The 26,442-nt window shown below is 63.6% G+C and carries 20 protein-coding genes; 1 reads left to right on the top strand and 19 read right to left on the bottom strand.

From position 1 onward, the window contains the following. Positions 1-14: 14 nt before the first annotated feature. From HJD22_RS05735 to HJD22_RS05645, 19 genes are all read right to left on the bottom strand, one after another. On the bottom strand, positions 15-938 hold the full coding sequence (locus HJD22_RS05735) for an urease accessory protein UreD (RefSeq protein WP_208653795.1): 924 nt from the start codon (positions 936-938) through the stop codon (positions 15-17). Next, complete coding sequence (gene urtE, locus HJD22_RS05730; RefSeq protein ID WP_208653794.1) at positions 935-1,633, bottom strand: urea ABC transporter ATP-binding subunit UrtE; 699 nt, start codon at positions 1,631-1,633, stop codon at positions 935-937. Before urtE ends, HJD22_RS05735 begins: the two co-directional genes overlap by 4 nt. Then, entirely contained in the window at positions 1,633-2,466 is an 834-nt protein-coding gene (gene urtD, locus HJD22_RS05725; protein ID WP_208653793.1) for an urea ABC transporter ATP-binding protein UrtD, read from the bottom strand. Before urtD ends, urtE begins: the two co-directional genes overlap by 1 nt. Continuing rightward, the gene (gene urtC, locus HJD22_RS05720) at positions 2,463-3,590 is read right to left on the bottom strand and encodes an urea ABC transporter permease subunit UrtC (RefSeq protein ID WP_208653792.1); all 1,128 of its coding nucleotides are present in this window, start codon (positions 3,588-3,590) and stop codon (positions 2,463-2,465) included. The genes urtD and urtC overlap by 4 nt, the downstream gene beginning before the upstream one ends. A 5-nt stretch (positions 3,591-3,595) precedes the next feature. Next, positions 3,596-5,140: an urea ABC transporter permease subunit UrtB gene (gene urtB / locus HJD22_RS05715; RefSeq protein WP_248730132.1), complete on the bottom strand. Its 1,545-nt coding sequence runs from the start codon at positions 5,138-5,140 to the stop codon at positions 3,596-3,598. A gap of 179 nt (positions 5,141-5,319) precedes the next feature. After that, complete coding sequence (gene urtA / locus HJD22_RS05710; RefSeq protein ID WP_248730131.1) at positions 5,320-6,612, bottom strand: urea ABC transporter substrate-binding protein; 1,293 nt, start codon at positions 6,610-6,612, stop codon at positions 5,320-5,322. 381 nt (positions 6,613-6,993) lie between these two features. After that, positions 6,994-8,799, bottom strand: a complete 1,806-nt coding sequence (locus HJD22_RS05705; protein WP_208653791.1) for an acyl-CoA dehydrogenase C-terminal domain-containing protein — start codon at positions 8,797-8,799, stop codon at positions 6,994-6,996. A 186-nt stretch (positions 8,800-8,985) separates the two neighbouring features. Beyond that, entirely contained in the window at positions 8,986-10,476 is a 1,491-nt protein-coding gene (locus HJD22_RS05700) for a tripartite tricarboxylate transporter permease (RefSeq protein WP_208653790.1), read from the bottom strand. Positions 10,477-10,529: 53 nt separating this feature from the next. Then, complete coding sequence (locus HJD22_RS05695) at positions 10,530-11,012, bottom strand: tripartite tricarboxylate transporter TctB family protein (RefSeq protein ID WP_208653789.1); 483 nt, start codon at positions 11,010-11,012, stop codon at positions 10,530-10,532. A gap of 125 nt (positions 11,013-11,137) precedes the next feature. Continuing rightward, positions 11,138-12,145, bottom strand: coding sequence for a tripartite tricarboxylate transporter substrate binding protein (locus tag HJD22_RS05690; protein ID WP_208653788.1), 1,008 nt, complete (start codon positions 12,143-12,145; stop codon positions 11,138-11,140). 258 nt (positions 12,146-12,403) lie between these two features. Then, on the bottom strand, positions 12,404-13,141 hold the full coding sequence (locus HJD22_RS05685) for a response regulator (protein WP_208653787.1): 738 nt from the start codon (positions 13,139-13,141) through the stop codon (positions 12,404-12,406). Continuing rightward, positions 13,138-14,889 carry a sensor histidine kinase gene (locus tag HJD22_RS05680; RefSeq protein ID WP_208653786.1) on the bottom strand — a complete coding sequence of 584 codons (1,752 nt, stop codon included), beginning with the start codon at positions 14,887-14,889 and terminating at the stop codon, positions 13,138-13,140. Before HJD22_RS05680 ends, HJD22_RS05685 begins: the two co-directional genes overlap by 4 nt. A gap of 11 nt (positions 14,890-14,900) precedes the next feature. After that, positions 14,901-15,332 carry a septal ring lytic transglycosylase RlpA family protein gene (locus HJD22_RS05675; RefSeq protein ID WP_340163037.1) on the bottom strand — a complete coding sequence of 144 codons (432 nt, stop codon included), beginning with the start codon at positions 15,330-15,332 and terminating at the stop codon, positions 14,901-14,903. 12 nt (positions 15,333-15,344) lie between these two features. Then, the gene (gene cobA / locus HJD22_RS05670) at positions 15,345-16,175 is read right to left on the bottom strand and encodes a uroporphyrinogen-III C-methyltransferase (RefSeq protein WP_248730117.1); all 831 of its coding nucleotides are present in this window, start codon (positions 16,173-16,175) and stop codon (positions 15,345-15,347) included. A gap of 88 nt (positions 16,176-16,263) precedes the next feature. Beyond that, the gene (locus HJD22_RS05665; protein WP_208653784.1) at positions 16,264-16,575 is read right to left on the bottom strand and encodes an MTH1187 family thiamine-binding protein; all 312 of its coding nucleotides are present in this window, start codon (positions 16,573-16,575) and stop codon (positions 16,264-16,266) included. A gap of 98 nt (positions 16,576-16,673) precedes the next feature. Continuing rightward, positions 16,674-17,075 carry a group II truncated hemoglobin gene (locus HJD22_RS05660; protein ID WP_208653783.1) on the bottom strand — a complete coding sequence of 134 codons (402 nt, stop codon included), beginning with the start codon at positions 17,073-17,075 and terminating at the stop codon, positions 16,674-16,676. Continuing rightward, positions 17,072-21,973 carry a hypothetical protein gene (locus HJD22_RS05655; RefSeq protein ID WP_208653782.1) on the bottom strand — a complete coding sequence of 1,634 codons (4,902 nt, stop codon included), beginning with the start codon at positions 21,971-21,973 and terminating at the stop codon, positions 17,072-17,074. The genes HJD22_RS05660 and HJD22_RS05655 overlap by 4 nt, the downstream gene beginning before the upstream one ends. Beyond that, positions 21,970-22,875 (bottom strand): hypothetical protein, encoded by a 906-nt coding sequence (locus HJD22_RS05650; RefSeq protein WP_248730116.1) that lies wholly within the window; start codon positions 22,873-22,875, stop codon positions 21,970-21,972. Before HJD22_RS05650 ends, HJD22_RS05655 begins: the two co-directional genes overlap by 4 nt. Next, positions 22,872-24,284, bottom strand: a complete 1,413-nt coding sequence (locus HJD22_RS05645; protein ID WP_248730115.1) for a hypothetical protein — start codon at positions 24,282-24,284, stop codon at positions 22,872-22,874. Before HJD22_RS05645 ends, HJD22_RS05650 begins: the two co-directional genes overlap by 4 nt. A 138-nt stretch (positions 24,285-24,422) precedes the next feature. On the opposite strand from HJD22_RS05645, the gene HJD22_RS05640 reads away from it, so the two are divergent. After that, positions 24,423-26,432 carry an ATP-dependent DNA helicase RecQ gene (locus tag HJD22_RS05640; RefSeq protein WP_208653781.1) on the top strand — a complete coding sequence of 670 codons (2,010 nt, stop codon included), beginning with the start codon at positions 24,423-24,425 and terminating at the stop codon, positions 26,430-26,432. Positions 26,433-26,442 lie beyond the last annotated feature (10 nt).

Genomic DNA, 26,442 nt, shown 5'->3' with positions numbered 1-26,442 from the left:
GTGTCATAATAGGGTTAGGTCAACCAGATACGCGGCACATGCGCGGCGCGACCGATCAAGCGCGGCCTGAGTATTTCCCAGGCACTCTGGCAAAGGTCCCAGGCCTGGTTGCGCGAATCGCCAAGATAGCGCAGCAGCAGCACCCCGTGGCGCTGCGTTACCGCCCAGTCGGGCGTGGCGGGCAGCGCCTCGCGCAGTGCCTCCACGGCGGCCTGCTGGTCATCCAGCCCCACCGCCCAGAGCGTTGCCTGCACGCTGGCCCCGCCCTGCCCCCAACGCCCCTGAAAGCGCGGATGAGTGGGCTCGAGCACTTGCCGCTCGAGCCACAGCGGGCGGCCATCCCGAGTCAGGCGGAAGCGCTGCTCGATACGCCCCGAGGCGAACGGCAGATCGCTGGCCGGGCGACCAAGCGCCATGATCTCCCAGCCCAGGCAGCGGGCATCGCCAGCCAGCTCGATGCTTGTGCGCTGTTCACCCTGGGAGCCGTCGAAGCAGAGCGTCTCCTGGGGCAGCCATTCGAGTATGCCGCCCGGCGCCACCGTGAGCTGAGTGTATTGCGACCAGGCCACGCCATGGCTATCGGCCTTGTAGAGCTTGGCAGCCGCCGGCGTGGTGAGCAACACATGGGCGCCTTGCTCCACTCGGGCGGTGATCGACAGGGCATCGCCGCTGACCAGGCCGCCGGGGGGGTGCAGCAGATAGACATGACAGGCCTCGCCGCGACCTTCCGGATAGAAGGGCCGCTGCACGCGCAGCGGCCCCTGATGACGCGCGCGCACCATGCGCGTCAGCGTGCCGGCATGCTCAGGGCGCGCCTCGAAGCCCAGCTCGAGAGAGGCGGCCCAGCGTCTCTGATCATCGAAGCGATGGCCGGAGAGGTTGGGCTGCGGCTCACATGGATCACACGGGGCTGGCGTCAGCTTTTCAATAATCGTCATACCGTCAGGTGCTGTTTGATCAGCGCGTCGGAGAGTTCGGCGATGGGTCCCTTGGCGACCTGTCGGCCGCGATCCATGATAACGAAGCGGTCGGCATACTTGCGAGCGAAAGGCAGTTTCTGCTCGACCAGCAGCACGGTCAGGCCATCCTCGTCGATCAGCTTGCGGATCACCTCGCCGATCAAAGTGACGATATTGGGCTGGATGCCCTCGCCCGGCTCGTCGAGGATCAGCAGCCGCGGCTCGATCACCAGCGCCCGGCCGATGGCGAGCTGCTGCTGCTGGCCGCCAGAGAGATCGCCGCCGCGCCGGTGGCGCATCTCCTTGAGTACCGGGAACAGCTCGTAGATACGCTCGGGGATGCTACGCCTGCCGTCGCTGCGTGCGGCGAGCCCGGTACGCAGGTTCTCCTCCACCGTGAGCAGCGGAAAGATCTGGCGGCCCTGAGGCACGTAGCCGATACCCAGCCGCGAGCGCTCCTCGATGCGCTTGCGGGTGAGCTCGACATCGTCGGCATAGCGCAGGCTGCCATCGTGAGTCGCGACCTCGCCCATCACGCACTTGAGCAAGGTGGTCTTGCCCACGCCGTTGCGCCCCATCACGCAGGTGCATTGCCCGGCGGGCACGTCGAGGTCGAGATCCCACAAGGTGTGGCTCTCGCCATAGAACTGGTTGAGTTTTTCGACCTTGAGCATCAAGCAGCCTCCTCGCTTTCACCAAGGTAGACCTCGATCACCCTGGGGTCGCTTTGCACCTGATCCATGCTGCCTTCGGCAAGCACGCTGCCCTGGTGCAGCACCGTGACCTTGCGGGCGATCGAGCGCACGAAGCCCATGTCGTGTTCGACCACCACCACCGACTGCTTGCCGGCAAGGCCGACGAGTAGCTCGGCGGTGCGCTCCATCTCCTGCTCGGTCATGCCGGCCACCGGCTCGTCGACCAGCAACAGGCGTGGACGCTGCATGAGCAGCATGCCGATCTCCAGCCACTGCTTCTGGCCGTGGGAGAGAATGCCCGCCGGACGGTGGCGCAGCTCGATAAGCCCGGTGAGTTCGAGCACCTCGTCGATGCGCTCGCGCACCGCACCGCTCATGCGCGCGGTGAGGGTGGGGAGAACACGCTTGTCGGCGGTCATGGCGAGCTCGAGGTTCTCGAATACACTGAGCGCCTCGAACACCGTGGGCTTCTGGAATTTGCGCCCGATACCGAGCGTGGCGATCTGCGGCTCGCTCATGGTCAGCAGGTTGTGGCGGCTGCCGAACCACACCTTGCCCTCGTCGGGGCGGGTCTTGCCTGTGATGATGTCCATCATGGTGGTCTTGCCGGCCCCATTGGGGCCGATGATGCAGCGCAACTCGCCATCGTCGATGGTCAGGTTGAGATTGTTGATCGCCTTGAAGCCATCGAAGCTCACGGTGACATCCTCCATGTAGAGGATCGGCCCGTGGCGCACATCCACCGGCGATACCGATGGCACCAGGAAGTCGAAGACGCGATCGCGTTTGCCAAGCGATTTCATCAGGCTCATGCGTTCACCTCCCGGCTGACGGGCTCGCCACTGCGCTTGCGCGACGAACCGATACGGTAGTTCAGCAGGCCAGCCACGCCCTTGGGCAAGAATACCGTCACCAGCACGAACATCGCCCCCAGCGCGAACAGCCAGGCATCCGGCATCACCCCGGTGAAGACCGTCTTGGCGTAGTTGACCAGGATCGCGCCGATCACCGCACCATACAGCGTGGCACGCCCGCCCAGCGCCACCCACAGCACGATCTCGATGGAGAAGATCGGCGAGAATTCGCTGGGGTTGATGATACCCACCTGGGGCACGTAGAGGGCGCCGGCCACGCCGGCTAGCATCGCCGAGACCACGAACACGAACAACTGGACCCGCTCGACGCGATAGCCGAGAAAGCGCGTGCGCGACTCGGCGTCCCGCGAGGCCACGCAGACCCGCCCAAGCTTGCTCAGCACGATCGCCCGGCACAGCACGTAACCCAGCGCCAGCGCCACCCCTGTGGCCAGGAACAGCCCCAGCCGGGTCTCGCTGCTTCTCAGGCTGAAGCCAAGGATCTCGCGGAAATCGGTCAACCCGTTGTTGCCGCCAAACCCCATCTCGTTGCGGAAGAACGCCAGCATCAGCGCGAAGGTCAACGCCTGGGTGATGATCGATAGATAGACACCGGTGACACGCGAGCGAAACGCCAGGAAGCCGAACACCAGCGCCAGAAGTCCCGGCGCCAGCAGCACCATCAAAAAGGCGAACCAGGCCATATCGAAGCCCTGCCAGTACCAGGGCAGGCTGTCCCAGTTGAGGAACACCATGAAGTCCGGCAGCTCTGGATGACCATAGACGCCACGGTCGCCGATCTGACGCATCAGGTACATGCCCATGGCGTAACCGCCAAGCGCGAAGAAGGCGCCATGGCCAAGGCTCAGGATTCCCAGATAGCCCCACACCAGGTCCACCGCCACGGCGAGCAGTGCATAGCTCAGGTACTTGCCGAACAGGTTGACGGTATACGCCGTCACATGCAGCGGATGGCCGCGGGGCACCGCCACGTGCAGCACGGTGATCAGCGCCAGGGCGGCGATCAGCACGCCCAGGAAGATCAGCGTCGAACGCTCGGTGAATGGTCGTGTCAGCCACATGTCGGTTAGCCCTCCGCCGCCCGGCCCTTCTGCGGGAAGAGTCCGCGGGGGCGCTTCTGAATGAACAGGATGATGAACACGAGCACCATGATCTTGGCCAGCACGGCGCCGACCCAGGGCTCGATGATCTGATTGATGATGCCCAGCGACAGCCCCGCCACCAGGGTGCCCCATAGGTTGCCGACCCCGCCGAACACTACCACCATGAACGAATCGATGATGTAGTTCTGGCCGAGGTTGGGGCCGACGTTGGTGAGCTGGCTGAGCGCCACGCCAGCAAGCCCGGCGACACCGGAGCCCAGCGCGAAGGTCATGATGTCGACCCGGGTGGCACGAATGCCCATGGAGCGCGCCATGGCGCGGTTCTGGGTCACGGCGCGCACCTCAAGGCCCAGCCGGGTACGGCGCATGATCAGCAGCAGGCCGGCGAACACCACCAGAGCGAAGCCCAGCACATACATGCGATTGAGCGTCAGCGACAGCGCATCGTTGATCACCAGCGAGCCGCTCATCCACTCCGGCGTGATCACCGTACGATTGAGCGGTGAGATGCCGGTACGCACCAGCTGCTGCAGGATCAGGCTGATGCCGAAGGTGGCCAGCAGGGTCTCCAGCGGCCGCCCCTTGAGAAACTGAATGACACTGCGCTCGATGGCGACCCCGGCGAGGGCGGCGACCAGGAAGCCGGCGGGAATCGACAGGATCAGGGCCAGCCCGGGCTGGCCGGGCAGCAGCTGCTGCATCGCCCAGGTGGTGTAGGCACCGAGCATGATCAGCTCGCCATGCGCCATGTTGATCACCCCCATCACACCGAAGGTGATCGCCAGGCCGATCGCCGCCAGCACCAGGACCGAGCCCATCGAAAGCCCGAAATAGAGCGTCTCGGCGGCGCGGTTGAGGCGCAGGTTCTGCTCGATGTTGTTGAGCGCCGAGCGTGCCGCCTCGGCAATCTCGGCATCGTCGCTGTTGGTGGCGCGGTTGAGCGCTACCCGCACGCGGGGGTGCAGACTGCCGTCGAGGTGCTCGATGGCCAGCACATCGCCCTGCTCGAGACGGTGCATGGCCAGTGCCTGGGTCAGGCGCTGCCTGACGCGGGCATCCTCCTCCTGCTCGATCAACTCCGCCACCGGCTCAGCCAGATCGGCATCCATCTCGCCCAGCAAGCGCTCGGCGGAGGCGCGGCGCAGGGTGACGTTGGAGGCGTAGAGATCGACCACGGCAATCACGCTACGCAATTGATTGCGCAGCGCATTGTTGATGCCGATACGCTCGAGATCGCGGCGCGACATCTCGCCAAGCGCCTCGCCGGTCAGCGCATCGGCGACCGGCCAGTCGCGACCGCTGTTGTCGAGCACGATGACGAAACGCCCATCGTCGGCGCGCTGCAGACGTCCGTCGAGCAGCGCCTGCAGCCAGTCACGGGCACGTTCGTCCTCGCTTGCGGCAATGGTGGCGATGGCCTCGCCCTTGGCGGGAAAGGAGCTCACATCCAGCGCCTCGAGCAGCGCCTGGGCGCGCTCCTCCTGCTGGGCTGTCGCCAGGCTTGGCATCAGCGCCAGCAGGCAAAGCAGTAGCCATGATGTGACGATGCGTTTGACGCACGGCATCGGGATCTTCATGGAAATGTCCTATCGAGTGGCGTGAAGGCTGGGCTCGGGCTCGCCCTGCGGCGAGCCCAGTTACCGCATTTCTCATTTTCATTGCGTGATGGGGAGGTATAGCGGTGCGGTTACTCCGCCAGGGCCGCTTCCGCCTCTTCGGCGGCGGTGCTGCCACCGCAAGAGCCGGTCGCGACATTGAAGTTGCCGCAGCGCATCGGTGCCTGCCAGTCGGCCATTAGGTCGCGCGAGCCGGGCAGGTAGTCGGACCAGGCATCGCCGGCCACGGTGGAGGGCGTCTGCCAGACGATGTCGAACTGGCCGTTGTCCTGCACTTCACCGATCAGTACCGGCTTGGTGATGTGGTGGTTGGGCATCATCGCCGCATAGCCACCGGTCAGGTTCGGCACGGTGACACCGATGATTGCATCCTTGACCGCGTCGACGTCAGTGGTGCCGGCCTTGCGTACGGCTTCCGCCCACATGTTGAAGCCGATGTAGTGCGCCTCCATCGGGTCATTGGTGACCGCCTCCTCGTCGCCGGTATAGTCGATCCAGGCGTCGATGAAGTCGTAGTTGACGTCGGTATCGACGCTCATGAAGTAGTTCCAGGCCGCCAGGTGGCCGACCAGCGGGCCAGTATCGATACCGGAAAGCTCCTGCTCGCCCACCGAGAAGGCGATGACCGGAATATCGGCGGCGTCGACGCCCTGGTTGCCAAGCTCGCGATAGAACGGCACGTTGGCATCGCCATTGATGGTCGAGACCACTGCGGTCTTCTTGCCTTCGCTGCCGAAGCGGCGAATGTCGGAGACGATATTCTGCCAGTCGGAGTGCCCGAACGGCGTGTAGTTGATCATGATGTCCTCGTCGGCAACGCCATGCTCCTCCTTGAGGAAGGCTTCGAGGATACGGTTGGTGGTGCGCGGATAGACGTAATCGGTGCCGGCTAGCACCCAGCGCTCCACACCAACTTCGTTGAGCAGATACTCGACTGCGGGGATCGCTTGCTGGTTGGGCGCCGCACCGGTATAGAAGACGTTCTCGGAAGACTCCTCCCCCTCATACTGCACCGGGTAAAAGAGCAGGCCATTGAGCTCCTCGAATACCGGCAGCACGGCCTTGCGCGAGACCGAGGTCCAGTTGCCGAAGACCACGTCGACCTCATGCTGGGCGAGCAACTCGCGGGCGCGCTCGGCAAATAGCGGCCAGTTCGATGCCGGGTCGACCACTACCGCCTCGAGCTGGCGACCCAACAGGCCACCGGCCTCGTTCTGCTGCTGGATCAGCATCTCGACGGTGTCCTTGAGCGCCGTCTCGCTGATGGCCATGGTGCCTGAGAGCGAGTGAAGCACCCCGACCTTGATGGGGCCTTCCTGAGCCAGGGCGTTGGCGCCTGTGCCAAACGCCGCGGCACACAGCAGTGCGGTGAGCAGATGGCGAGCCTGGGGCTTTTTGGAATTGCGTGCAATCACAGGTAACTCCTTGCGTATGCTTGTTATGCGTTGCTTGCCGGGGTTTCCGGCGACGCTTTGGTCGACTTGGCGTTTCGTCACGTCGCCACACTATCGCAAGGCGTGTGCCAGGGACTTGCACCAGCACTAAAATTACTTTAATTACAAATAGTTGCTTGCAACCAAGAGGAAATTTTCCACTAACATGTGCACATTTCCGGTGCATAAAAAATCAAGCGCATGGCGTTACGCACCACCCATGTCCGTCTACGCACTTTATCGGTGCATACAAAAAAACCGCCCAATTCAGGACGGTTTTCAAGAGCGATGTTCTGCCATGAGGCTCATTCATCAGCCAACTGGATAAAAGGCCTCCTCGTCGAGTGTCATCATCGATTCTGCTCCCGCCATGATCTGGCGCTCCAGTGCCTCATTGCGTGGCAGCTGACGCGCCAAGAAGTGATGACCCATCGCCAGCTTGGCACGATAGAACGCCTCACCCGCCTCGCCTCGATCCTCAAGCCCCTGATAGGCGGCGCGCGACATCTTCCACCACATCCAGGCGTAGGCGACAAGACCCACTAGATCGAGATAATCCGCTGCTGCCGCACCGAGCTCCTCCGGGCGCCCCTTGGCTTGATCGAGCAGCCAGGCGGTCACATCCTCGAGCCGCGCCAGCTCCCGCTGACATGCCTGGTGAAACGCGGTCAGGATGGCCGGCACCTCGCCCTCGAGGTCCTCGCGCATCAACTCGGAGAAGCATTCGACATAGGCACCGCCATTGCGAAACAGCTTGCGTCCCACCAGATCCATCGCCTGGATGCCATTGGTGCCTTCATAGATCATCGCGATACGGGCATCACGCACGAACTGCTCGGCCCCCCACTCCACGCAGTAGCCGCTACCACCATAGATCTGCTGGGCCTCGACCGTGGCTTCGAAGCCACGATCGGTGAGGAAGGACTTGGCGACCGGGGTCAGCAGCGCCACCATATCGTCGGCGGCGCGACGCGCCTCGGTATCGGGATGATACTTGGCGATATCGAGCTGACCGGCGACGAACGCGGCGAAGGCACGCCCGCCCTCGTTCCAGGCGCGCACATTGAGCGCCATGCGCCGCACATCGGGATGCACCAAAATGGGATCGGCGGGCTTGTCGGGGGCAGCCGCACCGCTTGGTGCCCGGCTCTGCAGCCGCTCGCGAGCAAAGTCCATGGCACTCTGGTAGGCCACCTCGCCGAGCCCGAGCCCCTGGATGCCGATCGACAGCCGCTCGTAATTCATCATCGTGAACATGGTGGCAAGGCCCTGGTGGGGCTTGCCGATCAGCACGCCCTCGGCGCCGTCGAAATTCATGACGCAAGTAGCGCTACCCTTGATGCCCATCTTGTGCTCGAGACCACCGCAGCCGAGCGCATTGCGCTCGCCCAGGCTGCCATCGGCGTTGACCTTGATCTTGGGCACCAGAAACAGCGAGATACCTCGCGAGCCTTCCGGCGCGTCGGGCAGCTTGGCGAGCACCAGATGGACGATGTTCTCGACCATGTCATGCTCACCACCGGTGATCCATACCTTGTTGCCGGTGATGGTATAGGTGCCCTCGCCCATGGGCTCGGCGCGGGTCTTGATCAATCCGAGATCGGTGCCGCAGTGCGGCTCGGTCAGACACATGGTGCCAAGCCACTGCCCGGTATACATTCTGGGCAGGTAGCATGCCTTGATGGCGTCGCTTGCATGGTGATCGAGCAGCAGTGCCGCGCCGCTGTTGAGCGCCGGATAGAGCGCGAAGCTGGTGTTGGTGGCGTAGAGCATCTCCTCGAAGGCCACCGTGAGCATCTTCGGCAGGCCCTGGCCTGCATACTCCGGGTTACCCGCAAGCCCTAGCCAGCCGCCCTCGGCCAGGGTGGCAAACGCCTTCTTGAAGCCCTTGGGCGTGGTCACCGTACCTGCGTCGAACCGGCACCCTTCGGCGTCGCCACTGGCATTGAGTACAAACAACTCAGCCTGGGTGACCTTGGCCCCCTCTTCCAGGATCGCATCGAGAATGTCCAGGCTTACCTCCTGGGTCTCGGGCATCTCGGCCCAGCGCCGTGGCGCCTGGAATACATCATTCAAGACAAAGCGCATGTCGCGAAGCGGCGCTTGGTAGTAGGCCATCGGTGTCTCTCCAGCTCATGCAGCGGCAAATTCAAACGGTCGATTGAATACTAGACCAGCCCACCGGCGATGTCACACCGACCTTGGCCTAACGCCTACGCCCGCAGCGCTCAGGCAGTGGCTTAAGCAATGAAAAAGGCGCCGACAGGTGTCGGCGCCTTCTTGGGCAATGCCACTCAGTCAGGCTCAGCGACGCGCCTTCTGGATACCCGCCTTGACCAGCGGCAGAAGCAACGATAGCGCGGCGATGATCAGCAGCCACATGGAGATCGGCTTGTCGAGGAAGATCATCCAGTCGCCTCTGGAAATCTGCAGGGCGCGACGCATCGACTCCTCCATGATGTCGCCAAGGATTAGCGCCAGGATCAGCGGAGCCGTCGGGAAGCCGAACAGGCGCATGCCCAGGCCGAGCAGGCCGAAGCCGAGCAGCAGCAGCAGGTCGAAGACGCTGAAGCTCATGCCATAGACACCGATCATGCAGAAGATCAGGATCAGCGACAGCAGCAGCGGACGCGGCATATCGAGGATCTTGGCAATCAACGGAATCAGCGGCAGGTTGAGCACCAGCAGGAAGATATTGCCGATATACATACTGGCAATCACCCCCCAGAACACGTCCGGGCGCTGCTCGAGCATCATTGGCCCAGGCGAGACACCCATGACCAGTAGCGCGCCCAGCAGTACCGCCGTGGTCCCGGAACCCGGCACGCCCAGCGTCAGAAGCGGCACGAAGGAGCCGGTACAGGCAGCATTGTTGGCAGCCTCGGGTGCGGCAACGCCCTTGATGTTGCCCTTGCCGAAGGTATCCCCATCCTTGGCGATGCGCTTCTCCATGCTATAGCCGAGAAACGAGCCGATGGTCGCGCCTGCACCAGGCAGCACGCCGGTGAAGAAACCCAGGACCGAACTGCGGCTGATCGGCCCGGCGATCTGTCTCACCTCACTGCCGGAGAGCTTCAGCGAACCGATGGCATTGCGCGTCGGCTCCTTGCCGCCGCCGCCGCGTAGCAGCATGTAGAACACCTCGGCCAGCGCGAAGATACCCAGCGCCACGACCAGGAAGTCGACGCCATCGAGCAGATGCGCCGTGCCGAAGGTGAATCGCTCGGTGCCGGTCTGTAGATCGATGCCGATGATCGAGATCATCACCCCGACCACTGCGGCAATAAGCCCCTTGACCAGCGATTTGTCGGAAAGACTCACCACCGCGGTCAGCCCCAGCACCATCAGTGCGAAGTACTCCGCAGGACCGAAGCTCACCGCGACCTTGGAGAGCAGCGGGGCTACCAGCATCAAGAATACGATCGAGATGGTACCACCGATGAAAGAGGCATAGGCGGCAATTGCCAGCGCCTTTCCGGCCAGGCCCTGCTTGGCCATGGGGTAGCCATCGAAGGAGGTGGCCACGGTACCGGCCACGCCCGGTGCGTTGAGCAGGATCGACGAGGTGGAACCACCGAAGATGGCACCGTAGTAGACCCCCGCCATCAGGATCAGCCCCGACGAGGGCTCCATAGCGAAGGTGATGGGAATCATCAGCGCCAGGGCGCTGATCGGCCCCAGGCCAGGCAGCATACCGATGATCGTCCCGGCAAACACGCCAAAGAAGACGTAGGCGATATTCATTGGCTCCAGCGCGATGCCGAAGCCGTACATCAGGTTATTGAACGCATCCATGGGATATCTCTCGCTGGCGTACGAAGGTGGACGTGCCCTGGGCGATTACCGAATCAGATCGGCAGAATGCCTGAGGGTAGATAGACGTCCATGACCCGGGTCATGGTGAGGTATAGAGCAAGCACCACGCCCAGCGAAGTCGCCAGGTTGACGCCATGACGTCGATAGCCGTAGTACCACGCCAGTCCGAAGCAGAGCAGCGTGGAGGCCACCACGAAACCGATCGGCGCAAGCAGTACGGCATAGGAGGCTATCGCAATCGAGGTGATGATCACACGCGACCAGGGACGCAGCAGGAGCGGCAACGCCTGCTCATCCGGATCGAGCTGCTCGGGAACGTCTTTGGCCTTGGGTTTTTCCAGAAACAGCAGCAAAGCCAGGCCCAGCAGGATAGCGCCCAGCACTTTAGGGAACAGGTCGGAATCCACGGGACGCGGCAACGGAAAGTTGGGAATCTGGTAAGCCATCGCCAGATAGGCCGCCGCGAACAGGGCGATGATCAGCCCAAGGATCTGGTTGGTGTTGAATCGTATCATGAGAATCTGCCCCAAGCCGTGGATCGACGATCCAGAGCTCAGTGTCGCATTCGAGGGGAACATGGGCCCCGCTAGCGGAGCCCATGCTTGTCGTACCTACTGATTCATGTGCCTGAAGCGCTGGCTTACTCGCCCAGCAGGCCCAGCCCGCTCAGCACTTCGCTGAACTGCTCTTTCTGCTCGTCCAGGAAGTTACCGAAGGTTTCACTGTCCTGATAGGCATCGATCCAGCCAAGCTGATCGCGGGCGCTCTGCCAGCCTTCGGTTTCCAGCATCTGGGCGAAGAGGTCTTCGTAGTAGGCCACCGCCTCAGCCGGCATGTCGGGCGTACCCATCACACCACGCCAGATGTCGAAGGTGTAATCGATATCCTGCTCGACATAGGTCGGCACGTCGGCAAGCGGACCTTCCAGGCGTTCCGGCGCGGAAAGACCAATGGCACGGATATCGCTGTTCTGACCCAGCTGGCCTGCCGCTTCGCCGGCACCGGTAATCACCGCTTCGACATGCCCGCCCATCAGGCTGGTCATCGCCTCGCCACCGCCCGAGAACGGGATGTAGTTGACGTCGGCGGCATTCAGGCCGGCAGTGGACGCCAGACCCGCCAAGGAGATGTGATCCATGGATCCCGGAGCGCTGCCACCACCGACGCTCAGGCCGGGATTTTCGCGCATGGCGTCGATCAGGTCGTTGAGCGACTCATAGGGGGAGTCGGCCGGGACCAGAATGATCGAGTAGTCGGTGATCAGACGAGCGATTGGGGTGAAGTCGGTATGGTCGTGACGCGACGTACCGGCCAGCGGCACCAAGATGATCGGCGGACTGGTCGCGAACAGCTTGTGCGGGTTGCCACTGTCACGCGCGATCTGGGCCCAGGCGACAGCGCCGCCACCGCCAGGAACGTTGATCGCCGCAAAACTACGCTCGGCGAGCCCCTCCTGCTGGATGACACGCGATGTGGTGCGAACCAGGGTGTCCCAGCCGCCGCCGGGGTTGGCCGGTGCGACGAACTCGACATTGCGAGTCGGTGTCCACTCCTGAGCCTGGGCCGTGCTGCCGAAAGCGACGGCGGCTGCCAGCGGCAGAACCAGGAAAGATAGGCGTTTGAAGGGACGCGTTAACGTAGCGGACATGGCATTCTCCCAAATGGTGATGGTTGTTATCGGCAAGGCGCAAGGCCGAACCTTATGTGCAGCATACGGCGTTCGTAGCGGATCAATTGGCTTAGGTACCCAGTGAACACCGGCTTATTCGCCGCTTCTATTTATCATTGATGCGTGAGCTAGCCGCTGAACGGTAGTAGAACGAACATTGACCGACAATGTTATGGCGATAAACGATAAAAAGTGTGTTTTGGGCATTTTGTGCATTGTGCTCACGCCCTAGCCTGATCATGACGGCTCCTTCAACCAGGCCGAGGCATGCTGCTTGAGGCGGTAGCGCCGCTCCGGCCTACCCACGTCGCCATACCCCAGCTCCGCCTGGGCGACGTCTGCCGACACCAGAAACTCGAGATAGCGGCGTGCCGTGGAGCGGCTGGCCCCGATGCTGCATGACACTTGCATCGCCGTGGAGGGTAGGCCGGCGCGCTCCAGTGCCGCGACCACCGTCTCAAGCGTCAGGCGATCGATTCCCTTGGGCAGCGAGCCGCGCTGAGCCGTAGCCGGCTCGTCGATCGGACGTAGCCGGGCCAGGGTGCGGTCGAGTTCCTCCTGGCTCATCTCGGCCTTGATATCGAGTACCGCCCGCTCGCGCCGAAAGCGGGTGAGCATCTGCGCCATGCGCCCGCTCTCGGTGGGCTTGATCAGGTAATCGAACACCCCGCCGCGCAGCGCTTCGGAGATCGTCTCGACCTCCTTGGCTGCGGTGATCATGACGATATCGAGATTGGCATGGCGGCGGCGGATCTCCCACAGCAGTTCGAGCCCCTCGACATCGGGGATATAGGCATCGAGCAGGACCAGCTGAATACGCGGCGCCTCGCGTTCGAGAATCGCCAGCGCCTCGGCACCGGTCTTGGCCATGCCGACCACTTCAAAACCCTCGCTCTGCTCGATAAAGGCGCGGTTGATGTCGGCGATACGAAAATCGTCCTCGACAATCAGGATTCCATAAAGGGGTGCGCTCATCTGCTTCCCTCACTGACTGGCGTATTGTTATCGGTTATTCCCACTTCACTCTCGCACAGAGTCTTGTCGAGCACCACGATAAAACCGGCTCCGCCCAGCTCGCTCTCTTCAAGGGTGATCTCGCCCCCATTCTCCCTGCACAAGCGGCTGACCAGCGCCAGGCCAATACCGCGATGCTTGCCCGGTTTGGTTGAAAAGCCTTCGTGAAAGATAGCCTCGACCTGATGGGCAGGCACACCCGGCCCATTGTCCTGCACCTCTATCAGCAACTGCTCGCCTAGGTCGGTAAAGAATAGACGCACCTGCGGCTTACGCTCGGAAAGATCCGGCGCATGACCTTGCTCGCCAAGGGCGCCCTGCACCGCCGCATAACAGGCATTGTCGAGCAGGTTACCGATGACCGTCATCATCACCTCCTGCCCGTGAGGCGTGAGCTGGTGATCGAGCGAACTCTGCTCGTCTATCTCCATCTCGACTCCGAGCTCGCGGGCCCGCGTGAGCTTGCCAAGCAGCGTGCCGCTCAATACCGGGTCGGCGACATGGCTCATCAGGAACGCCATCTGGGCCTGCTGATGGGCGCTCTCCTGATGAATCAGCGCCAGCGCCTCGCGTATGCGATTGAGCTGTAGCAGCCCGGAAATGGTATAGAGCTTGTTGGAGAACTCGTGCGCCTGGGCGCGCAGCATGTCCACATCGCGGGTGATCTCGCTCAGCGCGTTGGAGAGTTCGACGATCTCGCGGCGACTTCTGAATGTCGCCACCGCCCCCTCGATCTCGTTGCCATGCATGACGGGCACACGGTTGACCACCACTGGATGATCGCCCAGCCACATCTGCTGGTCGAACTGGCGCTCGCCGCTTGCGAGCACTTCGAGCAGGCGCGAATTGGGTACCACCTCCTGCACCGGCTCGCCCAGCACCTCGCGCTCGGCGGGCAGGTCGAGAAAGCGTCGCCCCTGCTGGTTGACCAAGGTGATGCGCCCCTCATGGTTGACCGCCAGGATACCTTCATGGATCGACTGCAGGATCGCCTCCTTCTCCATCGCCAGGCGGGCGATCTCATGGGGTTCGAGCCCCAGAATCACACGCTTGAGGTGGCGCGACAGGCCATAGGCCCCGGCAAACCCCAGCACGATCATCAACGCCACCAGCATCCAGCTCAGGCTGGTGTACTGGGCGACATCCAGCTCGACGTGGTCGAGCATGAAGCCCACCGAGACGATTCCGATGATATTGCCGTCGGCGTCGAACACCGGCGTCTTGCCGCGAATCGCTTCGCCCAGCGAGCCGGTCGCTTCCGATACGTAGGATTCACCGCCCAGCAGCGCCCGGTCATTGTCGCCCCCCACCATGGGCAGCCCCAGCCGCTCGGCCAGCGGATGAGAGTAGCGAATGCCCTCGTCATTGCCGACCACGATGTAGCGCGCCCCGGTCTCGCGGCGAATGCGCTCGGCAATCGGCTGGATGGCGGCGGCGGGTTCGTCGTTGTCGAAGGCCGCGATCAGCTCAGGGATACTTGCCACGCTCTGCGCTACGGCCAGGGCACGCAGCCCGATCTGATCGGCGATGAGTTCGGCCTTGCGATGGTTGAGGTAGGCCCCCTGAGCAAGCAGCATTCCAGCCAAGAGGGCGCCCACCAGCAGCATGACCTGCAGGCGAAAGCTGCGCAGGCGAAGCCCGCGCCGAGTCTTGCCGCGGCGGCGCCAGCGTGCCACTTCGGCGATGGTGTCAGTGCGACGCAAGGCCATGCCAGCTCTCGTCAGGGTTGGGGAGCGATACGCACCGGTGCCGTACCACTGCCGATCATGTCCAGCTCCTGCGCGGCGCGGCGCGACAGGTCGATCACGCGTCCTCTGACGAAGGGGCCACGGTCGTTGATACGCACCAGGGTTTCACGACCGTTATCAAGCCGTGTCACCCGCACCTGCGTGCCGAAGGGCAAGCTGCGATGCGCAGCCGTCAGCGAGTGCTGATCGAAGCGCTCGCCACTGGCGGTCCGCCGCCCCTGATAGCGGTCGGCATAGAACGAGGCCAGACCCTCTTCGCTGGCAGCGTATCCGCCGCCCTGCGTGACAGCGCGCTGGCCACCATCGCGCCCGGCGCACCCGGACAATGCCAGCGCCAGCAGGCACATCGCCAGCAGGCGCACGACACTCATATCGCTTCTGAACACGTCAACCGCTTTATACAATGGGAGTCTCCTCTACTTCTCCAGCGGCGAAGAGTGCTTACCCTCCTCCCACCCCAAGGCGCCAGCACGCTCGCTGTCGAACCAGGCGAGCTTGCGCTGCAGCGATACCACCTGCCCGACGATGATCAGCGTCGGTGGTTTGATCTCGCCGCTCGTCAGGCTCTTGGGCAGTTGCGCAAGCGTGCCGACATGCACACGCTGGCGTGCCGTCGTGGCCTGCTCCACCAGCGCCAGCGGGGTGTCGCCAGCCAGGCCATGCGCACGCAGATGCTCGCTGATCAGCGCCACACTTCCAAGCCCCATGTAGAAGACCAGCGTCTGGCCCGGACGCGACAGGGTGGGCCAATCCAGGTCGCAGCTACCGCTCTTTAAATGACCGGTGATGAAGCGTACCGATTGCGCATGGTCACGATGGGTGAGAGGAATACCGCTGTATGCCGCGCACCCGGAGGCCGCCGTCACGCCGGGTATCACCTCGAAGGCGATGCCCGCCTCGGCCAGGGTCTCGAGCTCTTCACCGCCACGCCCGAAAATGAACGGGTCACCGCCCTTGAGGCGTACCACCCGCTTGCCCTGCCGCGCCCAGTCGACCAGGGCCTGGTTGATCCCCTCCTGGGGCACACTGTGGTGGGAGCGTGCCTTGCCGACATAGAAGCGGCTTGCTGCAGGATTGACCATTGCCAGAATCTCGTTACTGACCAGGCGATCATGGAGAACCACCTCGGCGGCCTGCAAGCGCTTCAGCGCCTTGAGCGTCAGCAGTTCAGGATCGCCGGGGCCAGCACCAACCAGGCTGACGATTCCCGCAGTACCTGGCCCAGTGGCCGATATCGCTATGGTCACGCTCTCTCTCCCGATCATGAAAGGCGGACACTTTATAACAAAAGAATATTTAAAAAAAATCCTTTATGCGCTAAAGAAATAACCATCACTACCCATTTCGTTGACCCAGCAGCGCATCGACGCTGGCGACCTTGTCCTGCATGCGCTGCTCACTGTCGGTGCGCGTTCCCAGCGTCATGGTGGTGGAAATGCGCGGCGCTCCCATGCGGTGTACCTCCTCATGGCAGTGTTTGACCACGGTCATCACCGCGTCCCAGGGTCCCTCGATATTGGTGCCGTTGGCGTGCATCTGGTATTCGAGCCCCGAGGCCTGGATCACCCGCTGGCAGGCTGCCACATAGCGCGACAGCGAGGTTTCCACCCCGATAGGAATGACACACAGATTGATGATTACATGCATGGCGCTCTCCTCGTTACGTACGTGTCTTGCGCTGGACTCACGTTTTTGCCTATCCCAGGCGCCCTGCTCGAAGCGTAGTCGAGCACCGCCTTGCCGTCTCAGCGTGTCCGGCACATCTCGGCGGGATGACGCAATTGAGCGAGAAGATAGCCCTTCAGGGCGACATCGACCTGCATCTCATCGAGTGCGGTTGCCATGCACAGCAGCCAGGCATCGCGCTCCTCGGGGCCAATCGGCAGATGGCGGTGGGCGCTGGGGATGGCGATCGGCCCGAAGCGTTCGCGGTAGCGGCTCGGCCCGCCCATCCAGCCAACGAGAAAGGTGGCCAGCTTGTCTCGCGACGCACACATATCCTCAGAGTGCAGGGCACGAATGCCCTGCGCCTGGGGCAAGCGCTCCATCGCGCCATAAAAGCGTGCCACCAGCTCGCGCACCGCCCCTTCGCCGCCCAAGGCCTGCAGCGTGCTGTCGCCAATGCCGTAAATGCCGGCCTGGCTCATAGCGCCGGCTCGGTGACATGAATTCCGAACAGACTGGCCTCGCCCTGGCCACGCCCGATGGTTTCCGGTTCGATTGCTCGACCATCGCGTACCACCACATGGCCGCCCTGCCCCTGGGCGCCTCCGATCACGCTACCCACCAGGTAGGTGGGGAAGATCGAGGTGTCATTCTCGTAGTTGGGATTGTGAATCAGCCCGATCATTTGGAAGCGCCCGCGAGTATTGCGCAGCGATTCTAGCGAGTCTTGGATCAGACGGCGATGGGAAAGCTTCGAGAAGAGCCCGTCGAGCAGGATCACGCTTTCGCGCGAGGTGCGAGCCCGCCGGCGGTGGCTGCCCGGTAGTTCGCGCAACTCGCGCTCGATAGCGAATTCCGAGAGTTTGACCAGCCACATCAGCGATACCGCCTCACGCTGCCCTTCCGACATGTCCTCGTTGAGCGAGAAGAGCCGGCCGTGCGGGCGAATCGCATCGTGCCTGAGGCGGATGGCAACGTCGCGAAACAGCCCCCGGTAGATGCGTCGGCGTATCTGACGGAGAAGATCGTCATCGCGGCGCCGTGCGTCAGTGCTGGCGTTGCCCCCCTCCTGCTGCTGGCGCCGCCGCTGGGCGACCATATGCTCGTCGATATCGGCAAGCAGAAGCTGGATCAGATCGCGCACGTCGCTATCGCTGATCAACGAGGCCTTGACCTCGAAGAAGGCACCGCCTTCGCCACTGCGGCGAGCGACTCGCTTGAGGATATCCAGGTTGCCGGCGGCATCGGTGATAATCGAGCCCAGGCGTTCGACCAGGGTGCCCTCGATATGCTCACGCGATGAGTGAAGCTTGGTTACCCGCTCGCGATGATCGTCGAGCTGACCGCCGAGCTGGGCATGCAGGGCACGCAGATCGGCGAGTGCCGCGGGGCTCAAGCCATCGAGCCCCGATAGCCGCGCCCGCTCGGTGGCGTTGAACAGGAGGCTATCGCCGGCTTCCAGCAGTGCGTTGGCCAGCTGCTGCTCGCGCGTTTCGACATCGCGAGCCTGGCGTTCCCGGTTACGCGAGCGCTCTCCCAGGTTAAGCCGTCCCAGCCCTTCGAGCAGTATCTGCTGGCAGACCTCGAGCGAAGTGAGCTCCAACTCATCGTGGGCTTCACCTGCCACTCGTCGCCAGGTCAGCAATGCCTCATCCAGCGTCGCTGCTCGGGCTCGATCGCCGTCGAACGTTTCGGCGGGCCAGCGGCTGGCCGAGACCAGCTCATCGACATGACCGAGCCGCTCGCGCCAGCCGCCGGAAAGTTCGCGCAGCACCTCCAGCCATTCGATGCCCAGTTGATCGACCCATTGCATGGCCTGCTGGTTCGTTTCGAGCCGGGCATCGACCGCTTCGAGCTCCCGGCTCTTGGCCTTGGTCATCTCGCGTGTTTCGACCAACTCTCGCTTGAGCTTGGCAAGCTCGCGTTCGAGTTTTTGGCTGCCTCCGCTCTCGTCACGCACGTCGAGATAGGCACGGATACGACCGTAGTCGAAATCGGCTCGCCGTGCGGTATTGATCACGCCACGTTCGAGTTCACTTTTTGTCGCCTCAGCGTTGGCCATGAACGCGATGCCGCCCTCGGCCTCGAAGGTGGACAGTGTCTTTAAGCGATCGCGTTCGCCATCGGCAAAAAGCGTCTTGAGCTGTCCATCAAGGGTGTCACGCTGATGCTTGAGTGTCTCGGCACGCTCACCGGCCTGCTCGAGACGCGCCTCGACGAGCGCCTCTTGCTCGTGCAATTCCTCCAGACGCGATTCCAGCATTGCCAACCGCTCGACCCCACCCGCCTCGGCGAACTTCTCTGCGGCCAGCCAGGTCGCGCCGTGCTCCTCCAGATCACGCTCCACGCGAGCAACCTGCGGGGTCAGCCCGGCGAGTTGCCGTTCGGCGTCGTCCAGTGCCTCGGCAGCCTCCTCCAGGGCACGATCCCCGCCCTCCAGCAGATAGCGCTGGAAATCGTCGATACAAGCCAATGCGGCCTCGGTCATTCGGGGGGTCAAAAGATCGCGGCGCTCCGCCAGGTCGCCAAGCTTGAGAGTGATCGCTTCAAGCTTGGCGTCAACCTTCTCTTCGACGGCCTCCTGGGCGCGCCGCGCCAGGCCAAAACGCTCGCCGTGCGGATCGAGTCGAGTGAGCTCTTCATTCAATGCCCCACGACGCGTGCGGTCGATCGCCAGGCGATTCTGGGTCTCTTCGCGCAGCGCGTGCAGAAACTGCGGATCGAGCGCCGCCTTCACTGCCAGGGTCTCGACGCCCAGCACCGCCCCCAGAGGCGAGTGCCCATCCGCCAGGCTCTGCGCCAGTCTTCCCGCTTCGATGACCGGTACGCCCAACCCACGTTCGATCAGCCGTTCGGCGGCGTCTCGGGCATTGGCTTGCCCCTCGACGACCGGTGCAAACAGCTGACCGGCCGCTTGGGACAACCATTCACGACGCTTCTCCTCGGCACCGTCGGCACCACTCAGCGCGACATGCAGGGGCACAAACTCGATGGCAACGGCCTCGAGCACGGCGTGTGCCTCGGCTTCGGCAACCTGACGCGCCAGCGGATCGCCGGCGAGACTTTCCAGGTAACGTTTCCGGGCATCGATGTGCTCGTCCAGGCCTTCCGCTTCTCTCAGAAGCCGCGGGTAACGCCCCTTGGCATCCTTGAGCCAGCTATCAGGCGCCTGCTCCGTGATGTCCTGAAAGTTGAGGAGCGCCCGATGCAGCTCGCGCAGGCGACGCTCCTCCTGCACCAGCCGATGCTCCTCATCATCGAGTTCACGCTTCTGGGTATGCAGCCGGTCACGAAGGTGCACCGGATCGTCATTGCCATGCAATCGAAAAAAGTCACGTGCTGCCTCGGCCAGTGGCGACAGGCGAGTGCGTAGAGTGACGGCCTCGTCATGACGTTGTCGCTCACGCTGCACCTGTTGCCTGAGCGATGCGAGTTCGGCCTGCTTGCAAGACCACAGTCCGTGGATGGCTTCGTCAGGCCAGGCCGCCACGAAGGCGTGCCATGCTTCTTGTCCCTGCTTGAGCGGTCCCTGCTCTCCCTCGAGGCGCTGCCGCTCACCACGTAGTCTCTCACGGGCATCCCGGGCGCTCTCTCGCTGGGTCAGGGCCTCGTCGTGCTGGGTTGCTATCGTCTCGCGCTCTAGGTTGAACATCTCGTGCTGCTCGAGCTTCATCGCCAGCACATTCTCAGGCGAGCTGTCGGGATGCGCGCGAGTGAATTCGTTGTGCCAACGCGCTACCTGCTTGAGCTCGCCGACACGCCCGATATGCTCGGCCAGTTCGGCCCGGGCGCGTTCGGCGGCGTCCCGGGTGGCATCGGCAGTGGTGTCAGGCGTTTCGAGCTCGGCCTCGCTGAACAGCCCCTCGGCCAGCGCCTGGGTATAGAAACTCTGGTTGTCGACGAACTCGCGCTGGCGCGATTCGAGTTGTTCGCGCTGATGGTCAAGCTGCTCCCAAGCGCCATCGAGTCGCTGGATGTCGCTCTTGAGTTCCTTGTGGAACTCGCGGTCGGCGATCACCTCCTCGCGGAACCGATTACCATCGAGTGCTTCGAAGTCATCCGCTGCCTCGTCCAGTCGCGAAAGCGCCCGGTAACGCGCCGAATCGTCATTGAAGGCGTGACTATCCGCCAGCCATTCGCGCGCGGCGCTGAAACTGACATGGCCGACCTCCTTGGCCATTGGCCAGCGCGCCTCGGCCAGATGGATGAGCCGACGATGAGCATCGACACGCGCCCCGCGCCCGGAGAGCGCCTGGCGCACGCTACGTTCGCTCTGGCCAGACAACTTGGCCAGCAGCCAGGTCGAGACCCGGGGACGGGCGGTATCTCCCACGCCCCAGGCGAAGCCGGCGATGTGCTCCTCCTCGCTGGCCTCGCCCAGGGTCGCCGGCGGCCTGGGCAATCCCGGCAGGCCACTGATCGCCTGGCCGCCAAGCAAGCGTTCGCTGGCGGTGAGCCCGGCATCGAGTTTGCCGAGCTTAAGGCGTGCCTCGAGCAGCCCTTCACCCTGGCGGTTGAGTTCATCGAGCAACTCGACCTTGCGTTGGGCACGCTGCTGGTCGGTTTCCGCCTCGTGCAGGCGGTGACGCAATTCGGTGACCTTGGTGCCAGAGTTGAGGATCACCTCCTCGATCAGCTCCTCGCCCTCGTCGGTCTCGCCGCGCGTCGCGCCGGAGAGGATCTGCGGGGCCAGCACCTCGAAGAAGAACGCCTGGTCGGCCTTCTCGCCGGCGCGCGGCTTGATGGCGTTGAAAATCTGGCTCTTGTCGGCCCCGCCCTCTTTCTGAAACGCCGCCAACTGGGCCAGTTCACGGCGTGAGATATGCACCCCCACCGCATCGAGCCACTCCTCGCGATTGGCGCTGCGGGTCGCCCCATGTGCCCGCAGCGCCGACTGCACCTCGGCGTTGGCGTAGAGGGCGAGCTTGCCGTCGAGGGTGACGTGATGCACCGGTACGCTCTCGAGGCGCCCGGCGTAGTGATAGAACGCAAGGGCGCTGCCGTCGCTGTAGCCGTACATGCCGAAGACGAAGGTTTCGCCGGCGACCTCCTCACCCGCTGCGGCCAGCATGTCCGACTGACAGCTCTCACCACCGCTGCGAAACTCCACTCGCAGATGCGACCAGCTGCGCCCCTGACCCGCAACAGTCGAGGGCGAGCACTTGCGACGGGTACGCGACAGCAGCGAACGGTCCCGCGACAGCAGTCCGATCAGCGCCTCGGCCAGGGTGGTCTTGCCAAAGCCGTTCTCCATGCTGATGGCACTGGACTGGCCGCGCAGATCGAGCAGCAGGTGACGCATCTTGGCGTCCCAGGGCGAGGCGATATCGCCATGCTTGTTGAGCAGGTTGGCCACTTCGATGCGGTTGATGACGCTCATGGGCGCTCTCCAGTCGGGTCTTCCTGCGCCTCGGCGCCGAACAGATCGGCCTCGGCAAGCGCCTCTGATTCAGCCACGTATTCCTCACCGAAGCGCGGGGCAGCGTCCACGTCAGGCATTGCCTGCGAATCGCGCTCCCGCGACTCCGCCTCGCCATTCGCCATCAACTCGACCAGATACGATAGGTGATGCACGCCGACCTGCTCGGCCTCAAGTGCGCCGAGCAGCGTCTGTTGCCACACGTCGCCGACCTCGTCGCTGATCTCGCGCACCGGCTCGAGCTGACCGGCACGCACTTGCAGGTCGATGAACGCCTTGACCCGGCGGCTGACATCCTCGCCACGCTCGTCAAGCAGCACGCGGCTGATCTCCGGGGCGGCGTCGCCCAGCGCACGCAGGCTCTCGAGCTGCTCGCGCAGCAGGTCGCTGAGCTCGCTGGTGGCGAAGGTCGCCTCCTGGTAGCGGCTGACGTCCGACAGCGCCCGGTTGAGACGCGTGTAGAGCAGGGTGTGCAGCAGTAGCCAGAGTTGCAGGTACCACTGCGCCAGCTCGGCACGGCTCTCCTGTCGCAGCCGCAGCGCGTCGAACACCGGATCGCGGGTGTAGAGCGGCGGCTGCTCCAGCTCGGGGTCGGGCACCAAGGCGTAGAGACGTGAACCGGGCGCGATGCCCGGATAGTCGCCAGGCTCGAAGACGCGCAGGCGCAGGCCCTGCCCACCGAGGAAATCACGCAGCGCCTCGCGCTCGGTATCCAGCGCATCGTCGATCAGCGCGCACACGTCGCGCTCGGAGAGCTGGCCCTCGCGGGCCGCGCGACGCTTGCGACCACCACTGGGCTGGCGTTCGGCGGTGCGGTAGCGCAGCAGGTAGGCGACCACCTCGCCCATCTCGGTCATGTTCATGAGTCACTGTCCTGCGTGACCATGGGTTCGGTCACGGCTGAAGGGGGAACGGGATGAGAGAAAAAGCCCAGCATGGGGGTCGTGGCACCTTCGATACGGCGGCCGTCATCTAGGGTGATCACAAAGGGTTCGGCCTCGATACCCACCGACAGGCCCGTATCGAGCAGCTGGGTATCGACGAAGGTATTGAGCAGCTGCGCCAGGCAATCGCCCTCCTCGAAACGATGCCAGCCTTCGGCCAGCGCTTCGGGCAGCGATAGCGGCGCAGCCTCGAGACGTTTGCGCAGCGCCGGGCCGCGCGCCTCGAGAAACCGTGCCAGCAGCGGATCCTGCGGCCTGGCGTCCAACTGCTCGTCGAAGACCAGCGCCGTGGCGCTTCGCTCGGCACGGCGCGTCTCGATGAACGGAATCAACTGCTCGACCCGCGGCATGGCGGTAGCCAGGGCGAAGGGCATCATGCGGCTCACCAGTGCATCGCGCAGCGCCGCCTTAAGAGGCGTACCGAGCAGGCGACGTGCGAGGTCGGCAAAATCGATCACCCCCATCGACTGGATGCGCCCCTCGGCAATATCGGAGAGCAGCTCGGAGAGGCGCCGCGAGAGATTCTCGATGGCATTGAGCACCCGGCCGATGGCTCCCGAGAGCATGCGCAGATCCCACTCCTCCTGCTGTTGCTCGCTCCACTCGGTGAAGCGCTGCATGAGATCCGGCGTGGCCAGTTGCGAGCGTGCGCTGAGCAGTGTGCTCTGGATCGTCGATAGCGCGTTGTGATAGTGGCGCTCGTTGTCGAGAAAGGCGCTGAGCTTGCCCTCGCGGGTGGGGTTCTCGCGGATGCGACGCAGCTCCTGGGTCAAGGCACGAATCGCCATGAGAATCTGGTTGGTGATGTCGGGGATGCGGGCGAAGTCACCTCGTGCCAATGCGGCAAGCACCTTTGCCGCATCATATTCGGAGTAGAGCAGGTCCTCGACCTGGCTTGCCAGAGTCACCGCCTGACGTCCACTCGGTGTGAGACGCACCTGACCGGTCTGGCCCTGCTTCTCGATCAGCGCGGTACGCTTGGTGCTCAGACGGCCCCGCTCATCGTCGCCAGTCTCGCGATAGTGGATTTCGCTGGGGGTGGCGAGCAGGTTGACGACAAAGCTCAGGTCGTCGGCCGGCAGCGCCGGATAGCTCTCGCGCAGGTGGGCCAGGCAGCGCGACTGCGAGACGAAGGCGCTGTTGGTGGCGAAATCCACCTCCAGCAGGTAGTCGAGCAACAGGCAGCCAAGGTCCAGCCAGTAGCCGTCACGCAGGCCACGGCGCTGCTCCTGGCTGACCTGCACGAACGGCGAGCCCGGCTCATGGGCGCTGTCATGTAGATCGATCAGCCGCGTGGTGGCGACGAGTAGCTTGCTCCAGGCGGTCATCGGAGATCCCCGGTGGGAAAAGGGCGCCATTATGCCAAGGCTTACGCCGAGGGTCATGAGCGATTGCAGCGAGCGTGACGGACAGGCACGATTCGAGGCGATATGCTGGTTGCCTCACGTCCTGCCAGGTAGCGCCGAATGATCCAGCAAACCCTACAACAAGTCTTCGGCTTCGACGACTTTCGCCCGGGCCAGCGGGCGGTGGTCGAGGCGGTGGTCACCGGGCGCAGCGCCGCGGCCATCTTTCCCACCGGTTCAGGCAAGTCGTTATGCTATCAATTGCCGGCATTGCTGCTGCCCCACCTGACACTGGTGGTCTCCCCGCTGCTGGCACTGATGCAGGACCAGCTGGCGTTTCTCGAGCGACATGGCATCGCCGCGGCGAGCATCGACTCCAGCCAGAGCCGAGACGAGGCAAGCCAGGTCATGGAGGCCGCTCGACGCGGCGAGCTGCGTATCCTGATGATCTCCGTGGAGCGATTGAAGAACGAACGCTTTCGCGCCTTCATCAGGCAGATTCCGATCTCGTTGCTGGTGATCGACGAAGCCCACTGCATCTCGGAGTGGGGCCACAACTTTCGCCCCGACTACCTGAAACTGCCCGACTACCAGCGCGAGTTCGCCATTCCCCAAGCGCTGCTGCTGACCGCCACGGCCACGCCACGGGTGATCGACGATATGGCCAAGCGCTTCGCCATCGCGCCGGGCGATGTCTCCTCAACCGGCTTCTATCGCCCCAACCTCAATCTGCTGGTACGGCCGGTAGCGGCCGGGCACAAGCTGCGCGCGCTGGTCGAGTGGTTGAAGCCACGGCTGTTGCCGGCGTCGACGCAACGCCCGCCCCAGGCAAGCATCGTCTACGTCACCCTTCAACAGAGTGCCGAGCGCACCGCGGCCTATCTCTCCCAGGCCGGCCTTGCGGCGACGGCTTACCATGCCGGGCTCGATGCCGAGACGCGCGAGCGCATCCAGCGCGACTTCATGACGGGCCGTATACCCTGCATCGTCGCCACCATCGCCTTCGGCATGGGCATCGACAAGGCCGACATACGCAACGTGGTGCATCTCGACCTGCCCAAGTCGATCGAGAACTACAGCCAGGAGATCGGTCGCGCCGGCCGCGATGGTGCTGCCGCCGACTGCCTGATGCTGGCTGGGCGCGACAATCTCACGGTGCTGGAGAACTTCGTCTATGGCGACACCCCGGAGCGAACCGGCATCGCGCAGGTCATCGAGGAGCTGCGCGACGCCGAGGGTGGTCAGTGGGAGTTGATGCTCAATACCCTCTCCCTGCACGCCAACATTCGCCCCCTGCCACTCAAGACGCTACTCGTCCAACTGGAGTTGCGGGGCCTCATCGCATCGCGTTACGCCTATTTCGCCGAGTATCGCTTCAAGTACCTGGAGGAGCCTGACACGCTGGTAGCGCGTTTTGCGGGCGAACGCCGCGATTTCGTCCAGGCGATCGTCGATAGCGCCCCGCGCGCCAGAAGCTGGTGCACGCTGGACATGGAAGCGCTCCAGCGGCTCGGCCAGGAGCGCGGTCTGAATACCGAGCGCGCCCGTGTGATCACAGCGCTTGAATACGTCCACGACAAAGGATTGATCCAGCTCGAGAGCAAACAGATGACCGAGGTCTATGCCGTGTTGAGACGCGACCTCGATCCAGGACAACTGGCCGACGAGCTGCATGTGCACTTCCAGAAGAAGGAGGCCAGCGAGATTGCCCGCATCCACGCCATGCTCGAGCTTTTTGAAAGCGACACCTGCCTGAGTCAGCGCTTGGCGAGCTATTTCGGGGACGACAAGGCGCCACAACGTTGCGGGCATTGCTCGGTATGCGCCGGTCATGTAGCCAGCCTGCCCGCTCCCGCCCCGCTTGCGCCGCTTGCCGAGCAACCCGTCGACACGCTGTGTAGTGAACTGCTGCACCGCCTTGGCGAGCAGCATGCCCGCGCCTTGGCGAGTGCCGATCTGCTGACGCGCTTTCTATGCGGTATCGCAACCCCGCTCTTTACTCGCCTCAAGGCGCGGCAGCTGCCTGGCTTCGCCGCCCTGGAGGCCTATCCTTATGCTCAGGTACGGGCAGAAGTGTGCAGGGCGATCAAGCCGTCTTCAGCACTGCCTTTGAAGGATAAGCCGGGCTGAACAACCCTTG

The organism is Halomonas sp. TA22 (genome assembly GCF_013009075.1).
In the GTDB taxonomy this organism is placed as follows: domain Bacteria; phylum Pseudomonadota; class Gammaproteobacteria; order Pseudomonadales; family Halomonadaceae; genus TA22.
Note: the sequence above shows the minus strand (reverse complement) of the source record. Positions and strands in the feature narration are given on the sequence as shown.

Bases quoted from the DNA above. Each gene is read 5' to 3' on its own strand.
- urtC (WP_208653792.1), bottom strand. From the start codon at position 3,590: ATGTGGCTGACACGACCATTCACCGAGCGTTCGACGCTGATCTTCCTG.
- HJD22_RS05665 (WP_208653784.1), bottom strand. From the start codon at position 16,575: ATGCATGTAATCATCAATCTGTGTGTCATTCCTATCGGGGTGGAAACC.
- HJD22_RS05640 (WP_208653781.1), top strand. From the start codon at position 24,423: ATGATCCAGCAAACCCTACAACAAGTCTTCGGCTTCGACGACTTTCGC.
- urtD (WP_208653793.1), bottom strand. From the start codon at position 2,466: ATGAGCCTGATGAAATCGCTTGGCAAACGCGATCGCGTCTTCGACTTC.
- urtB (WP_248730132.1), bottom strand. From the start codon at position 5,140: ATGCCAAGCCTGGCGACAGCCCAGCAGGAGGAGCGCGCCCAGGCGCTG.
- HJD22_RS05650 (WP_248730116.1), bottom strand. From the start codon at position 22,875: ATGAACATGACCGAGATGGGCGAGGTGGTCGCCTACCTGCTGCGCTAC.
- HJD22_RS05735 (WP_208653795.1), bottom strand. From the start codon at position 938: ATGACGATTATTGAAAAGCTGACGCCAGCCCCGTGTGATCCATGTGAG.
- HJD22_RS05700 (WP_208653790.1), bottom strand. From the start codon at position 10,476: ATGGATGCGTTCAATAACCTGATGTACGGCTTCGGCATCGCGCTGGAG.
- HJD22_RS05655 (WP_208653782.1), bottom strand. From the start codon at position 21,973: ATGAGCGTCATCAACCGCATCGAAGTGGCCAACCTGCTCAACAAGCAT.
- HJD22_RS05685 (WP_208653787.1), bottom strand. From the start codon at position 13,141: ATGAGCGCACCCCTTTATGGAATCCTGATTGTCGAGGACGATTTTCGT.
- HJD22_RS05660 (WP_208653783.1), bottom strand. From the start codon at position 17,075: ATGAGCCAGGCCGGCATTTACGGCATTGGCGACAGCACGCTGCAGGCC.
- HJD22_RS05695 (WP_208653789.1), bottom strand. From the start codon at position 11,012: ATGATACGATTCAACACCAACCAGATCCTTGGGCTGATCATCGCCCTG.
- HJD22_RS05690 (WP_208653788.1), bottom strand. From the start codon at position 12,145: ATGTCCGCTACGTTAACGCGTCCCTTCAAACGCCTATCTTTCCTGGTT.
- HJD22_RS05645 (WP_248730115.1), bottom strand. From the start codon at position 24,284: ATGACCGCCTGGAGCAAGCTACTCGTCGCCACCACGCGGCTGATCGAT.
- HJD22_RS05705 (WP_208653791.1), bottom strand. From the start codon at position 8,799: ATGGCCTACTACCAAGCGCCGCTTCGCGACATGCGCTTTGTCTTGAAT.
- urtE (WP_208653794.1), bottom strand. From the start codon at position 1,633: ATGCTCAAGGTCGAAAAACTCAACCAGTTCTATGGCGAGAGCCACACC.
- HJD22_RS05680 (WP_208653786.1), bottom strand. From the start codon at position 14,889: ATGGCCTTGCGTCGCACTGACACCATCGCCGAAGTGGCACGCTGGCGC.